This window comes from Spartinivicinus marinus (assembly GCF_026309355.1).
GTDB lineage: Bacteria > Pseudomonadota > Gammaproteobacteria > Pseudomonadales > Zooshikellaceae > Spartinivicinus > Spartinivicinus marinus.
In genome coordinates this window covers 4,773,276-4,788,009 of record NZ_JAPJZK010000001.1, presented here as the reverse complement: position 1 = coordinate 4,788,009, position 14,734 = coordinate 4,773,276, and the positions used below count along the sequence as shown (strand labels likewise).

The window sequence follows — 14,734 nt, the reverse complement described above, 5'->3', positions numbered from 1 at the left end:
CAAATACAGCTAATCCTTCATTTTTAAGCCCACTGGGTGAGGCTGGTTACGTTGCTTGGCTAGTTCAATTTGTTTTTGTCGAGACTCTGCTCGTTGCCGAGTTTTTGCATCCTGAGAGTCAAAACAGTGGGGACAAGACACACCTTCTTTATACCGCTCAGACTGCTTATCTTGGTCAGAAATCGGCATTCGGCAGCCAAAGCACATATCATAGCTGCCCTTATTTAGCTGATGATCCACCGTTACTCGGTTATCAAACACAAAGCACTCACCTTGCCATTTCGTTTCTGTGGCAGGCACTTCTTCCAAGTATTTCAAAATGCCACCTTCTAGGTGATACACTTCGTCAAAGCCCTGTTCTTTTAATAGCGCGGTAGACTTCTCGCAACGAATACCGCCAGTACAAAACATAGCTACTTTTTTATGCTTGGCTGGATCAAGCTGTTGCGCCACATAATCAGGAAACTCTCGAAAGCTTTCAGTTTTTGGGTTGATTGCACCTTCAAAAGTCCCTACCTGATATTCATAATCATTGCGGGTATCAACCAGTAGCACATCTGGATCACTGATCAACTGATTCCACTCTGCGGGTTTGACATAAGTGCCAACCACATGGTTAGGATCAATACCAGGCACGCCCATGGTCACAATTTCTTTTTTCAGTTTTACTTTGGTGCGATAGAAAGGCTGCTTGATATCGTAGGATTCTTTATGCGTTAAGCCTGCCAATGGTTCATGAGAGTTTAAATAATTTAATAGTTGATCAACCCCTTCTCGGCTACCTGCAACTGTACCATTAATTCCTTCAGCAGCTAATAGCAAGGTGCCTTTCACCTCAAGAGCAAGCATTTTGTCCAATAAAGGCTGACGCATCGCCTCAAAATCGGGTAAGCGAGTAAATTTATAAAGGGCGGCAATAACAAACTGAGACATCTTAATTCCTCTACCTTGGCAGATCGCAAATCTGCTGGCACAACCAAATTGATTAAAACGTCTTATTTTAGAGATTTAGTCACAGCAAGACCAGTTTTAGAGAGAGTTCACTTAAATTAAAGAGGTTTGCTCAGGCTCGTCTAGCGTCGACTCCCCTTTATCAACAGCTGTTTGTAGGGAAATAACCCGTGGCCAGCGTCCACTGTCATGAGTGGACTGGGGATGGGGTTCAGTCACCACATAGACTCGCTGGAAGCTACCATCAGTGGCCAATAGTCCTTGGATAATTTCATGGTTGTTTAATGGAAACCAGCGACTTTGTTCAGTCTCATCTTTTTCCATAAAGGAGGTGACAACAATTTTGACTGGCCTAGGGGTAAATTGTTGCCAAGCACCACGCTGGATAGACTCTAACCTGGCCCAACCGCCTTGAGGTGTATTGCCTGGCTGATTTTCTCGCCTGCCCCAAGGGACCATGGTAATACTGCCATCTTTTTGCAGTACTGGTAGCTTGGCCTTAGGGTTAGGGAAAAATACTCGGAAACGTTCGTTGTTTTGAACAAACTCTGCACCGCCACACATAGGAATAACAGCTTATCTTTTATTGGCGCAATTAGGGGAGTCAGGTGCCGACTCAGCCTGTTTTTTCCACTCATCTGGTGTATAAGTGTGCAGTGCTAACGCATGAATTTTATGTTGCACTTCTTCTGCTAATAAGCAATAAATCAACTGATGCCTTTTTACGGGCATTTTCCCAGCGAAGTCTGCCGATACAACTACAACTTTAAAATGTGACTCAGACCCTGGAGGCACATTATGCATATGGCTTTCATTGATAACAGCTAAGTAGGCAGGATTTAAAGCTTTAGTCAATTTTTGTTCAATTTCAGTTTGTACACTCATCACCTGTCTCCCATGCTTAACCAACTAGGTTAATCTTAACCTGAAACCAGCCAAGCGGAAAGGCAAGTACAGGTGAAAGACATTGCTAATGATTTAAAAAAGGGAAGGCAGCCAATGCACAGACTAAAACAAAAAACAGGCAAGGTGGTAGGTTACATAAAACCTGACAAAACTAAGTAGCCACCACTCTTGCCTTAAAAGCTCTACGCAAATAGAGCATTCCTTACGTCTGTCTAGCCTCAAACGTTCAGATCTTAGCGACCTGATTTTTGGCCAGCAGCCTGAGCTACTCGCCAAAACTGTAAAAAACTGTATGCTTAACGGTGATTGTTAATATCCTTACGAATTAGCAGGCCTACACCAACAAAAAAGCCAATCATCAAACCAATTGTAATCAGCGAAGCTAAAACTGTTTCATCGATATACATCGCTTACCTCCTGTTGGCTATTGCCTCTAAACGCAAAACTACAGTAACAGTTACTCAACTCGCTTTTATTGATTAAAATCAATCAGTCCAGGCTAATAGCGGGTTAACCACTGGTTTTTATTGACTCAAAGCAAATTATTCCGCTTCGTAGCACTTAATAAAGAGTTTAAAAAAGTTTGAGGAAAGCAAAACACAGCAACCAAACAGCAGCCAGCCCAGATCAAGCTTATACAGCACTATTAGATAGGATAGATGATTACAAATAGGCCAAGTAAGCTTTCAGGTAATCCTTGGTTAGGGTGAATTTGGATTGTTCCTTAACAAACTAATTGGATACAATACAGCTCCTATGGACAAACACACTGTATTTTTATACAGTAACAACCATAATAGCTAGCTAAACATCCCGCTAGATTAAACAAGCTTTAAACCACAGGTCTTATAAAAGTACTTAACCTTAATGTACTCAAACTTAGACCTACATTAATTTGGTCCATGCAAGAGGTGAGCGAATGGCCGTTATACCCATGTGGAAATGCGATAGGGACGGTAGTATGTTCTCAGATAAAAAAGCCGCCGAAGAACATGATAAGATGCTTGAACTGGCAGCAAATATCACCATGCTGCTAGAACAAACCTATGACAATATCGACGAAAAAATTGCCGAAGACATTGGTTTATTATTCGCCAAACATAAAGAAACCCTGGCAAAAGCTATTAAAGGTAAGCCTGAACTAGTACTAGAGATTGGCAAAGAGTCTGCAGCAGATCAATCGGCTGATGAAGATTCTAGCGAATAATTAACCATATTTATACTAGCCTACTTCCCCAGTAGGCTATTTCCCCCCCACTACTAAAAATCTCTGCCGAAAATAAGGCAAATCGACTATTGTTATTCAAAATATATTCGCTACCATATCGCCTTTTTCTGAGGTAGATAGGCGTACAGAATGACGACATTTGTTCCAGGACAACGTTGGATTAGTGATACAGAAACAGAGCTAGGCCTAGGCACTGTTTTATCCTTGGATCAACGAATGGTCACATTACTGTTTCCCTCCAATGGGCAAACTCGACTTTATGCGGTAAAAAACTCTCCGCTTACCCGCATTCGCTTTGTTGCTGGGGATATCATCGAAAGCCATGAAGGCTGGAGCATGGTAGTCACCGATTCAGTAGAAGAAGATGGGCATATTACTTACCAAGGCAAACTAGCTAATGGAGAATCAACAGAACTGCCTGAGTCTTGCCTAGGCAACTTTATTCAATTTCAAAAACCCAAAGAGCGCTTACTAGCAGGGCAAGTTGATCAAAATAACCACTTTAGTCTGCGTTATAAAACCTGGGAGCAAACCCGTAACCTCTATCAATCTCCATTGTTAGGCTTGTGTGGTGCTCGTACTAGTCTAATTCCTCACCAACTACATATCGCTGATGAAGTGGGTAAACGCCAGGCACCTCGTGTCTTATTAGCAGACGAGGTAGGCCTAGGTAAAACCATTGAAGCGGGTTTGATCATGTATCAACAGTTGCTCAGTGGTCGTGCTCAGCGGGTGTTGATTGTGGTCCCTGAAAGCCTGCTGCATCAATGGCTAGTCGAAATGTTAAGGCGCTTTAACTTGCACTTTAGCTTGTTTGATCGTGAGCGACTAGTACAAGCAAAAGCCGCAGATACTGGGAACCCCTTCGAAAGTGAACAACTGGTACTCATCAGTCTAAATGAGCTAACTCAAGCTCAGCACCTTGACGACGCACTGGCCGCTGAGTGGGATTTATTAGTAGTAGATGAGGCTCACCACCTAAGCTGGACACCTGAAGCAGCAAGCGAGGAATATTCAGCTATTGAGCAGCTGGCACAAAAAACAGCCGGTGTTTTATTACTAACAGCCACCCCTGAGCAGTGTGGTCATAGCAGCCACTTTGCCCACTTACGATTGCTGGACCCAGATAAATTTCACTCCTTGTCAGACTTTGAAAACCAGTCGCAACAATTTCAAGCTGTAGCTGAAATGGCTGAGGAGCTAATTGATAGTGAGGTTTTATCTGAGCCAACAATCAGCCGACTGACTAGCTATTTAGGAGACGAAGCCAGCCAGCTAGCTTTTATTATCAATAGTGATCAAGCGGATGACATTAAGCAGCAAGCCAAACAACAACTGTTATCTCATCTACTAGATCGCCACGGCACCAGCCGGGTACTTTATCGAAATACTCGATCAGCCGTATCTGGCTTTCCTGGCCGTGTGATGCAGGCTTATCCTCAAGCCTTACCAGAACTTTACCAGCTTGCTCTAGAAAATGGTGGTCACCCTTATGCAGGTTTATTTCCTGAGCGCACTTATGAAAAAGAAATTCTGGTTGAAGATAAAGACCCATGGTGGCGCTTTGACCCCAGAGTAGACTGGCTCATCAACCTATTAAAGCTACTGAAAAGCCAGAAAGTGTTAATTATTTGCGCCCATGCCGAAACCTGTATGGAGCTAGATGAGGCACTACGGGTTCGCTCTGGTATTGCCAGCTCGATTTTTCATGAAGGTATGAGCATTATTGAGCGAGACCGTGCTGCCGCTTATTTTGCTGATGAAGAATACGGTTGCCAGACTTTAATTTGCTCTGAAATCGGTAGTGAAGGTCGTAATTTTCAGTTTGCCCATCACTTAGTATTGTTTGATTTACCTGCACTGCCTGATTTACTTGAGCAACGCATCGGCCGTCTAGACCGGATTGGCCAGACTGAAACAATTAAAGTTCACGTGCCGTATTTTGAAAACTCATCACAAACTGTTTTATTTCGGTGGTATCACCACAGCCTTAACGCTTTTGAACAAATTTGTACCACTGGCGATAGTGTTTACCAGCAATTAAAACCTTCTTTAGAGGCTTTATTAACCACATCAGTTAATGAACAACAGGATATTGATGCTTTTATTGATGAAGCCAAAACACTCAATCAACAGCTGCGATCTAACCTGCAAGCTGGGCGTGACCGCTTGCTGGAATTACACTCACAAGGCCTTAATGACACCAGCGAATTAATTGATGCTATTCAATCTGCCAATGAAACCAAACCACTGAAAAAGTATTTAGATGCTTTATTTGACTGTTTTGGCATTGATTCCGAAGATCACTCGGAGCATGCCATTATTGTTCGCCCTGGAGAACAAATGTTATTACCCAGTTTCCCAGGGCTACCAGAAGATGGAGCTACTATGACTTTTTCTCGTGAGCAGGCATTAAGTCGCGAGGACATGCAGTTTTTAACCTGGGAACATCCCCTGGTTCGTTATGGCATGGAACAAATGCTAGATACTGAATTAGGTAATACGGCGGTTGCTTTATTAAAAAATAAAGCATTAAACCCAGGCACTATGCTGGTAGAAGCCATTTTTATCGTTGAAGCCCCTGTTCAACAGCAGCCTCAATTAAAGCGGTTAATGGTACCTGCTAGTATCCGTACGTTAATTGACCCTCAAGGAAATAACCTAGCAGATAAAGTTGCCTTTGAAACCCTGGATGCTCAATTACACCCTATCAAGAAAAAAACTGCCAGAAAACTGATCAAGGCACAATCAGAGCCTATTTCTGAAACCTTAAAAATTGCTGAAGACAAGGCTAATGAACAGGTAACAGCCATTGTGCAAACCGCTACTGAGCAATTACTGGCTAAATTAGGAGAGGAAATCAATCGACTGGAAGCGCTACAAAAAGTCAATCCGAATATTCGCGAAACAGAAATTGAGCAGTGGCGTGCTTTAGCAGCTCAAGGGGTAACAGCCTTGCAGCAGGCTAATTTAAGATTAGACAGCATTCGAATTATGTTTGCAGGATAACCTCTATTAACTGGACTTTCTCTGGAGCTGCTGTAAATAAGCTTAGTGTCTGATATGGAATAACAAGGTATTCTTCCTCCATTTTTGAAGAGCCATCCTTGGCTCTTCAAAACTAAAGCGACAATCCAGCCAGCACCCTTTATTTCAATTAGTGGTGCTGTCGTTAATCATGCAGTTGCTGATTAACCCATGTCGCCGCGACAGAATACCCTGCTACTCCATATTCATTAGCTTTTATGACAACCTATTTATAAAACTTAATAGATTTTAGCCTCCCCTTCAGGTCGAGTTTTAAAGCGTCTATGCAACCACATATACTGATCCGGCCGTTTCCGAATTTCCATTTCAATTAGCTTGTTGACTGTCACTGCATCCGCTTCTTCATCGTCAGTAGGGAAATTTTCCAACGGTGGTAATACCTGCACATGATAGCCTTTTCCATCTTCTCGACGATGTTGAACAAAAGGCACAACTTTCGCCTTACCTAATTTTGCAAATTTAGCGGTTGCTGTCACGGTTGCAGCAGTCACCCCAAAAAATGGCACAAAAATACTTTGCTTGGGGCCATAATCCTGGTCAGGGGCATACCATACGGTTCTACCTTGCCGTAAGGCTTTCAGCATGGTTCGTACTTCCTTGCGCGGAATTGTTTGTGATGAGGGATGGTAATTTTCCCTACCTTGACGCTGAATATAATCAAACACAGGGTTTTTATGTTTACGATACATACCATCAATCGGCATTTCCCTACCTAATAATGCAGCACCAATTTCCAGTGTTGAAAAATGCATGGCTAATAATAGAGTTCCCTTACCTTCCTGTTGCTGTAAATGCTCCAGACCATCAATTGTTGATAATTTAGCCAGCCGCCATTTAGGCCACCACCAAGCCATCCCTACTTCCAGTAAACTCATTCCCATTGAAACAAAGTTATTTTTGAGCATTTGCTCCTGTTCATCTGAGGTAAGCTCAGGAAAACACAGAGCGATGTTCGTTTTTGCAATATGTTTCCGACGACCAGCCAAACAATACATCAATTTACCAATGGCTCGGCCTAACCACATTAAACATGAATAAGGTAACCAACTGATTAGCCAGGCTATACCTAGCCACAACCAGGTCAGCCAGTATTTTGGGTTGAGGAATTTCGCTTTAAAGCGATTGGGTTCCAGCATACCTTTAACTACCAACTCCAGAAAGCCCCGACAATGCAGTGCTACAACCCACTATTCAGGGCGCACATAACATTGACTAATGGCTCCTTATTTAATTTCAAATCCACACAGACATCCAAAAAGTGCTATCTTTTAAATGTCTATATCATAATTAAAAGCGCGCCATTGTACGCAATTTACCCCATTGATCATAGAGGGGCTTATCTAACGAGTATGTATTGACTTGTGTCCTAATAACTATGTGAGCATTCCGATGTTTTCAGATTGCTCGCTCACAATATTAGTTTTTCTATTTGTGAATGTCCGAGTATTATCGTTTAACCTATGAGCTTATAAAGCAGCCAACGCAGCAACGACTATGACAACCAATGCAAATTTTGCTTCAAAGGAAGACAGCTGTTTTCAATTAAAAACCTGTCGCGTCAACCTGACTTCAATTGACTTATACCGGTACCAGCCAGAAAAGTTTGTTACAGCACTCTCTGAAAAAGTAGAGCAAGCACCCAATTTTTTTAAGCAAACACCTGTAATTATTAATTTAGCAAAGTGCATTAATAACCATAATTTGGATCTGCTAGAACTAAGGCAACAGTGCGCAAACCATGGACTACAAGTGGTGGCTTTTCGTTCTGATAATATTTATATTCGCCAGGCTGCTAGCAGCGCAGGGTTAGCCTGGCTCCCTGAAGAAAAAGCAACAGCGGCACAACATTCATTAAATCATCATCAAACTGACAACGTAACAGCACATACTTCAACTCGTTCCACAACAACTGAAGCCTGCACAAAAGGAACTTTGCAGCCTGAACTACCCTCAAAGCAACAAGTAGCAACCAAGTTCATTACTCATCCAGTGCGTTCTGGACAACAGTTATTAGCACCAGAAGGTGATTTGGTAGTCGTTGCACCAGTCAGTGCTGGTGCTGAATTATTGGCCGCCGGCCATATTCATGTATATGGACCATTACGTGGCCGTGCCTTAGCAGGTATTAATGGCAATCACGAGGCACGTATTTTTTGTCAGCGCTTTGAACCTGAGTTAATAGCCATTGCCGGCTGTTATCAAGTCGATAATGGTATTGCTAGAGATCAGTGGCAACAGCCAGTACAAGTCGTATTGTCAAATGAAGAGTTGCAAATTATCGCACTCTGAATCAGAGTGTGCTAATTAATAATTAAGAATCGCTTAATAAATCAGCAATAGAATTTTTAAGGGTCCTATTTTGGCAACAATTATTGTGGTGACCTCCGGGAAAGGAGGTGTTGGTAAGACAACAACAAGTGCTGCCTTTGCCACTGGCCTCGCGCTAAAAGGGCATAAGACAGTTGTCATCGACTTTGACATTGGTTTACGCAACCTGGATTTAGTGATGGGCTGCGAACGACGAGTGGTGTACGACTTTGTTAATGTCATTAATAAAGAAGCAACTATTCACCAAACCTTGATTAAAGATAAGCGGGTTGAAAATTTACATATTCTACCTGCCTCTCAAACGCGCGATAAAGACGCCCTGACAATGGAAGGGGTTGAAGCCGTATTGAGCGAACTGAGAAAAGAGTTTGATTATATTGTGTGTGATTCCCCAGCAGGGATCGAAAAAGGCGCACAAATGTCACTGTATTTTGCAGACGAGGCATTAATCGTTACCAACCCAGAAGTCTCGTCAGTGCGTGACTCCGATCGAATTCTAGGTATTCTTCACAGTAAATCCAAACGAGCTGAAGAAAATAAAGAGCCAATAAAAGAGCATTTATTACTTACCCGCTATGACCCAGACCGAGTTAATCGTGGCGAAATGCTGAGTGTGGCCGATGTTGAAGATATCTTGGCCATCCCTCTACTTGGCGTTATACCTGAATCGAAAGCGGTACTTAAAGCTTCTAACCAAGGGGTTCCGGTAATCCATGACCTCGAAAGTGATGCAGGCCAAGCATATAATGATGCAGTTTGCCGTTTTAAAGGTGAAGATTTACCCCACCGTTTCTTAGAGGTACAACGTAAAAGCCTGCTAAAAAGGATGTTTGGAGGCTAATAATGATGAGCTTGCTGGAAATGTTTAGACAAAAAAAGCAACCGAGTGCCAGTGTTGCTAAAGAGCGTTTACAAATCATCGTGGCTCATGAAAGGGCCACACGTGATGGCCCTGATTATTTACCTAAATTACAGCAGGATATTTTAGCTGTAGTCAGAAAATATATAGAGATCGAAAATGACCAAGTAACCGTAAGTGTAGATAACGCCGACAACTGCTCAATCCTAGAACTCAATGTCACCCTTCCTGGCTAGCCGCTTTTACGGCTAGTCATTCTTCCTTTCTTGTTAAAATTTTTCCTTATCACTACAATTTGCCCCCCCATGAACAGTGCTGTTATTTGAGGCTCAAATTCTTCTATGCAGTATCTCAACTGTATTTATTATGATGATGATCTAGCGGTTTTCGATAAGCCCGCCAAGTTACTGTCTGTACCTAGCAATCGCCCTGAGCTGAATGATAGTCTTGCTGCTCGTGTTGCCCGAGTCTTCCCTACAGCTAGGATTGTTCACCGGCTTGACTGGCAAACCTCTGGCTTAATTGTAATGGCAATGCATTTAGACAGCCTGCGCCACCTCAGTAAACAATTTGAAACGCGCGTGGTTGATAAAACCTATCAAGCCGTCGTCGCAGGCAAGTTACCCCAGCCTCAAGGCCGAATTACGTTGCCACTTTGTGTTGACTGGCCTAACCGCCCCAAGCAGCGTATTGATTATCGCATGGGCCGCAACGCTGACACACGCTGGAAAGTCCTGGAATATGATGGTCAGAAAAGTAGGGTAGAATTAAAACCAGTAACCGGTCGCTCTCATCAGCTGCGATTACACCTTAAAGCACTAGGCACTCCTATTTTGGGAGATGAATGGTATGCTCCTGCTAGTATTCATGCACAATCATCTCGGATGCTACTGCACGCTCACATTCTAAAACTCTACCACCCCAAGACCAATGCACCACTGGAGTTTGCCTCCCCTATTCCATTTTGAGGCTGTCATTCAGGATTCTTGATATACTCGGCTAGATCACAACATAATCCTCACTGTGTACCGGTAAAACAAAGCAAATGATGTCACTTGAAGCCTTTAACCAAAACCTGCTTAGCTTTTTAGCTCAATCACCAACCCCCTTTCATGCAACTGCTGAGATGGCAAACGCACTCAAAGCCACAGGCTTTAACCAGCTGTTTGAAAATGAAACCTGGCAGCTCAAGCCACAGCAGGGTTATTTTGTTACGCGCAACGACTCATCAATCATTGCCTTTACCACAGGCAGCGAAAACTACACCCAGCAAGGTTTTCGCATGGTCGGTGCTCACACCGACAGCCCCTGCCTAAAGGTCATGCCCAATGCAGAACGTTATCAGCAAGGCTACTTCCAGTTAGGTTTAGAAGTTTATGGTGGCGTGCTATTAGCCCCCTGGTTTGATCGAGACTTATCTCTGGCAGGGCGAGTAAGCTACACCAGCAAATCCGGCAAGTTGAAGAGCAAGTTGATCAATTTTGAAAAGCCAATTGGGATCATCCCCAGCCTGGCTATTCATCTTGATCGCGAGGCAAATAACAACCGCTCCATCAATCCCCAAAAGGACATACCGGTTATTCTTGGCCAACTACCAAAGGATAAAACTAACGTTCGTCAACTATTGTTAGAGCAGCTCCACCAACAAGGAGCTGAGGATGCAGCTAAGGTACTTGACTATGACATGGTCTGCTATGACACCCAGCTGCCTGGCTATATTGGTCTTAATCAAGAGTTTATCGCCAGTGCCCGCTTAGACAACTTGCTCAGTTGCTATACCGGCATGGCAGCATTGCTTACTGCCTATCAACAAGACCAACAACAACCTATGTTGCTAGTGTGCAATGATCATGAAGAAGTAGGCAGTTTGTCTGCTTGCGGTGCCAACGGTCCATTTTTAAAGTCAACATTAGAGCGTATCGTTAGCACAGGTGAACCCCTGACCGTTTGCCTGGAAAACAGCTTAATGATTTCCGCTGATAATGCTCATGGTATTCACCCCAACTATGCAGACAAACATGAAAGTAACCATGGCCCTAAGCTCAATGAAGGACCTGTTATTAAGGTGAATGCTAATCAACGTTATGCCACCACTAGCGAAACCAGTGCACTATTTCGCTGGGTATGCGATGAGGTCAATGTGCCTGTGCAAACATTTGTGTCACGAGCCGATATGGCCTGTGGTAGCACTATAGGTCCAATTACCGCCGGTGAAGTAGGCGTTAGAACTTTAGATGTTGGGGCACCCACTTTTGCTATGCACTCTATTCGAGAGCTGGCCGGGTCACAAGATGCTTACGCACTTTGTAAAGCGCTTAGCTACTTTATGCAGCTACAACAGTTGCCTCACCAGTAAGAGAATGCTGCATCAGGGTATTCTTTACATCACTCTAAAGACCACTTATGGTCTTTAGAGCTTTGGCTGAGTCTAGCCAGCACTCTTTCTTTTATATTATTAGAATTGCTGCCGTTTGCCTTACAGTAGTTGGCTCGCCTTAACAACTGCTTCAGGGCACCCTATCACTCTATACTTTCCAACTTTCTCGACAGCCCCTATGAAATAATCGCACAAGTGAAAGTACCCAGTAATCCACTGTCAAAGCACCTTACATTTTTCAAACCATGCTCATGGGATTCAAAAAAGCTGACTACCCCTCAATAAATTAAGAAAAACTTCACACTTAGCTCGTTAAATTACGTATAGATACGGATTATTCGTTGATCAATTGTTGCTAGACTAATCCTGTCAGAAACAAGGAAGCGCTAGAAAGTAAGGGGTATAGAACAAATTACCGAAGAAACTGCGCTTTATTATTGGAGCTTTAGCTATGCCTAGAACACAAAAAAACAGCTTTGCCGATCATATCGCTTGTCAACGTTTTAGCAAGAAGGCAGAGAAGCCAGTTAACGCCATTGTAAACCCGCTCCTCAAATCTCAGTTTATTACTACTAAACGCTCTGACCAAGACTGTAGCTTCGTATTAGGTTATAACTAAACCGAATTATTATTAGGTGGTAGTTTATTAAAATTACTGCCTATCTTCAAAACCCTGTCTTTCTTCAATCATTTCTCCATCCAACTTACGCTAAACTTTACCCTAAGCCACTCCTGTGGTACTAACTTATCTTGAATCACAACGTCAGTGGAACTTAGTTTGCAAGACTATTCTCAAACTCTTGTAACAGCAGTAAACCTAGCGTTTCAAGATAACATGAAAAGGTACCTTAAATAAGTTAGGTGCCCATAATTAGCTGAGTTGCATCCAATGGTATTAAAATTTGACAAAGGGGCTTTTGTCCGCCCTGTTGTTTCTATCCTGGCAGTATGGCTCTCCCTGTCTGCTCAAGCCCAAACAAGCAGTACAAATGAAGACCTCCCTCTGCTTAAGCCAACCCGAGAACAAAAAATTGCAGCAGTCACTGCGGTGCGCAATCTGCGTAACCACTATGAGCAAATACCGTTAAATGATGTGACATCAGAAAAAATCTATAACCGTTACCTAGAGAGGCTCGACCCCAACCGTCTCTACTTTTTAAAACAAGATATTGATAAGTTTAATCAGTATCGCTACAAGTTTGACAATCAACTGAAAACAGGCAATATCAAACCGGCCTTTGAAATCTACAACGTCTATCAACAGCGCATCCGCGAATATTTAAAATATAAAATTGACTTTATTCAGTCTGACCTGAAAACGCTAGACTTTAACAAAAACGAAACCATTGAGGTCGATCGAGAACATGCTCCCTGGCCAAAAGACATACAGGCCCAGCAAGATTTATGGCGAAAGTTCCTTAAAGATCAGGTATTACGGCTTAAACTAAGCGGTGAGTCGACTACTGAAATCGGCAAAAAATTGGCTAAGCGCTATCAAAACCAGCTTCATCGTTTAAACCAAAGCAATAACGAAGACGCCTTTTCAGAGTTCCTTAATGCGTTTACCCAAATTTACGACCCCCATACCCAATACCTATCTCCGACAAAAGCAGAAAACTTTAATATCAACATGAGCCTTTCTTTAGAGGGGATTGGCGCACTGTTAGAGCAAGATGAACGCTATACCAAAGTTGTCAGATTAATTGCCAAAGGTCCTGCTGAAAAAGCGGGTCAGCTCCAACCCGCTGATAAGATTGTTGGTGTTGGCCAAGGCAAAAAAGGAGATATGGTTGATGTTGTTGGCTGGCGGCTTGATGATGTAGTGAAGCTTATTCGCGGCCCGAAAAAAACCGTGGTTCGCCTGGAAGTCATTCCCTCTAGCGAAGCAGGTGATAAAACCAAAACGTACAGCATCATTCGTGACAAAGTGAAGTTGGAAGAGCAAGCAGCACAGAAACAGATTATTGAACTAAAGCACAACGGCTCTCCTTTAAAAGTAGGTGTTATTCAAGTACCTGCTTTTTACATTGACTTTAAAGCCGCTCAACAGGGTGATCCAAACTACAAAAGCACCACCCGTGATGTAAGAAAGCTAATCAAAGAGCTTGAAAATGAAGGCGTTGATGGTCTTGTCATCGACTTGCGCAATAATGGTGGTGGCTCACTCCAAGAAGCTAATGAGTTAACAGGCCTGTTCATCCCCAGCGGCCCAACTGTTTTAGTTAAAAATCATTTAGGCCGGGTGACACCCAAGGTAGATAGTGACAATCAGGTTGCATACAAAGGCCCCATGGCTGTGCTGGTTAACCGCCTAAGTGCCTCTGCATCTGAAATTTTTGCTGGCGCCATGCAGGATTATCAGCGAGCAATAGTCATCGGTGGTCGCACCTTTGGTAAAGGCACGGTTCAAGCAATCCAACCTATTAACCATGGCGAGCTGAAGCTGACCTTAGCTAAGTTTTATCGCGTATCCGGTGAAAGCACCCAAAATCAGGGCGTTATCCCTGATATTCAATTTCCTGCTCTTTATGATGTAGATAAAGTTGGGGAAAGCTCATTACCTGACGCTCTTCCTTGGGATCGAATCAAACCAGGCAAGTATGCAACCTACCAGGAAATTACCCCTTATCTTAACCAGCTTGAAAGAAGCTACCGAGTACGAACCAAAAATAATCCTGACTTTATTTATTATTCTGACTACCTGAAGCTACAAAAGGACATTCAGCAAATCACTGTACTGTCTTTAAACGAAAAACAGCGCAAAACCAATAATGAGCTCATTGATGAAAAGCGTCTAAATATAGAAAACAAGCGTCGTAAAGCCAAAGGTGAAAAACCCTATGCTTCACTGGAAGAGCTTGAAAACAAAGAGAAAAAGCTTGCCCGAAGTAATAAGCAAGTACCCGTTGAGGATGATCCATTATTGGCAGAAACAGGCAATATTCTGGCAGACTATATCAATATCCAGCACCGCCTTGCTGCAACAACTAATAATTAACGCATTTACACAACAGCCCACAACAAATAAAGCCTGGCC

Annotated in this window: 14 protein-coding genes; 9 read left to right on the top strand and 5 right to left on the bottom strand. The window is 43.0% G+C overall.

Translation table 11 applies throughout. The features are described 5' to 3' along the window. Positions 1–9: 9 nt before the first annotated feature. The 4 genes from trhO to ccoM form a co-directional block, all read right to left on the bottom strand. Complete coding sequence (gene trhO / locus OQE68_RS21475; protein WP_180569599.1) at positions 10–933, bottom strand: oxygen-dependent tRNA uridine(34) hydroxylase TrhO; 924 nt, start codon at positions 931–933, stop codon at positions 10–12. A gap of 111 nt (positions 934–1,044) precedes the next feature. Then, positions 1,045–1,515, bottom strand: a complete 471-nt coding sequence (locus OQE68_RS21470; RefSeq protein ID WP_180569598.1) for a hypothetical protein — start codon at positions 1,513–1,515, stop codon at positions 1,045–1,047. Positions 1,516–1,527: 12 nt separating this feature from the next. After that, positions 1,528–1,836, bottom strand: coding sequence for a BolA family protein (locus tag OQE68_RS21465; RefSeq protein WP_180569597.1), 309 nt, complete (start codon positions 1,834–1,836; stop codon positions 1,528–1,530). Positions 1,837–2,153: 317 nt separating this feature from the next. Next, on the bottom strand, positions 2,154–2,264 hold the full coding sequence (ccoM, locus tag OQE68_RS30625; RefSeq protein WP_289623321.1) for a cytochrome c oxidase subunit CcoM: 111 nt from the start codon (positions 2,262–2,264) through the stop codon (positions 2,154–2,156). Positions 2,265–2,776: 512 nt separating this feature from the next. On the opposite strand from ccoM, the gene OQE68_RS21460 reads away from it, so the two are divergent. Next, positions 2,777–3,064 carry a YebG family protein gene (locus OQE68_RS21460; protein ID WP_180569596.1) on the top strand — a complete coding sequence of 96 codons (288 nt, stop codon included), beginning with the start codon at positions 2,777–2,779 and terminating at the stop codon, positions 3,062–3,064. Between the two features lie 150 nt (positions 3,065–3,214). Next, complete coding sequence (rapA, locus tag OQE68_RS21455; RefSeq protein WP_180569595.1) at positions 3,215–6,094, top strand: RNA polymerase-associated protein RapA; 2,880 nt, start codon at positions 3,215–3,217, stop codon at positions 6,092–6,094. A 257-nt stretch (positions 6,095–6,351) separates the two neighbouring features. Here rapA and lpxL read toward each other — a convergent pair whose 3' ends face one another. Continuing rightward, the gene (gene lpxL, locus OQE68_RS21450) at positions 6,352–7,269 is read right to left on the bottom strand and encodes an LpxL/LpxP family Kdo(2)-lipid IV(A) lauroyl/palmitoleoyl acyltransferase (RefSeq protein WP_219340092.1); all 918 of its coding nucleotides are present in this window, start codon (positions 7,267–7,269) and stop codon (positions 6,352–6,354) included. Between the two features lie 358 nt (positions 7,270–7,627). Here lpxL and minC point away from each other — a divergent pair, with 358 nt between their 5' ends. The 7 genes from minC (at position 7,628) to OQE68_RS21415 (ending at position 14,695) form a co-directional block, all read left to right on the top strand. Further along, complete coding sequence (gene minC, locus OQE68_RS21445; protein WP_180569594.1) at positions 7,628–8,422, top strand: septum site-determining protein MinC; 795 nt, start codon at positions 7,628–7,630, stop codon at positions 8,420–8,422. A 70-nt stretch (positions 8,423–8,492) separates the two neighbouring features. Beyond that, the gene (minD, locus tag OQE68_RS21440; protein WP_180569593.1) at positions 8,493–9,302 is read left to right on the top strand and encodes a septum site-determining protein MinD; all 810 of its coding nucleotides are present in this window, start codon (positions 8,493–8,495) and stop codon (positions 9,300–9,302) included. A gap of 5 nt (positions 9,303–9,307) precedes the next feature. Further along, positions 9,308–9,556, top strand: a complete 249-nt coding sequence (gene minE / locus OQE68_RS21435) for a cell division topological specificity factor MinE (RefSeq protein WP_180569660.1) — start codon at positions 9,308–9,310, stop codon at positions 9,554–9,556. Between the two features lie 105 nt (positions 9,557–9,661). Continuing rightward, positions 9,662–10,288 carry an RluA family pseudouridine synthase gene (locus OQE68_RS21430; RefSeq protein WP_180569592.1) on the top strand — a complete coding sequence of 209 codons (627 nt, stop codon included), beginning with the start codon at positions 9,662–9,664 and terminating at the stop codon, positions 10,286–10,288. 77 nt (positions 10,289–10,365) lie between these two features. Next, positions 10,366–11,676 (top strand): M18 family aminopeptidase, encoded by a 1,311-nt coding sequence (locus OQE68_RS21425; protein WP_353618564.1) that lies wholly within the window; start codon positions 10,366–10,368, stop codon positions 11,674–11,676. Positions 11,677–12,148: 472 nt separating this feature from the next. Next, a complete protein-coding gene (locus OQE68_RS21420; RefSeq protein ID WP_180569591.1) occupies positions 12,149–12,316 on the top strand; it encodes a hypothetical protein in 168 nt (55 codons plus the stop codon). Positions 12,317–12,586: 270 nt separating this feature from the next. Next, positions 12,587–14,695, top strand: a complete 2,109-nt coding sequence (locus OQE68_RS21415) for a carboxy terminal-processing peptidase (protein ID WP_180569590.1) — start codon at positions 12,587–12,589, stop codon at positions 14,693–14,695. The last annotated feature ends 39 nt before the right edge of the window (positions 14,696–14,734 follow it).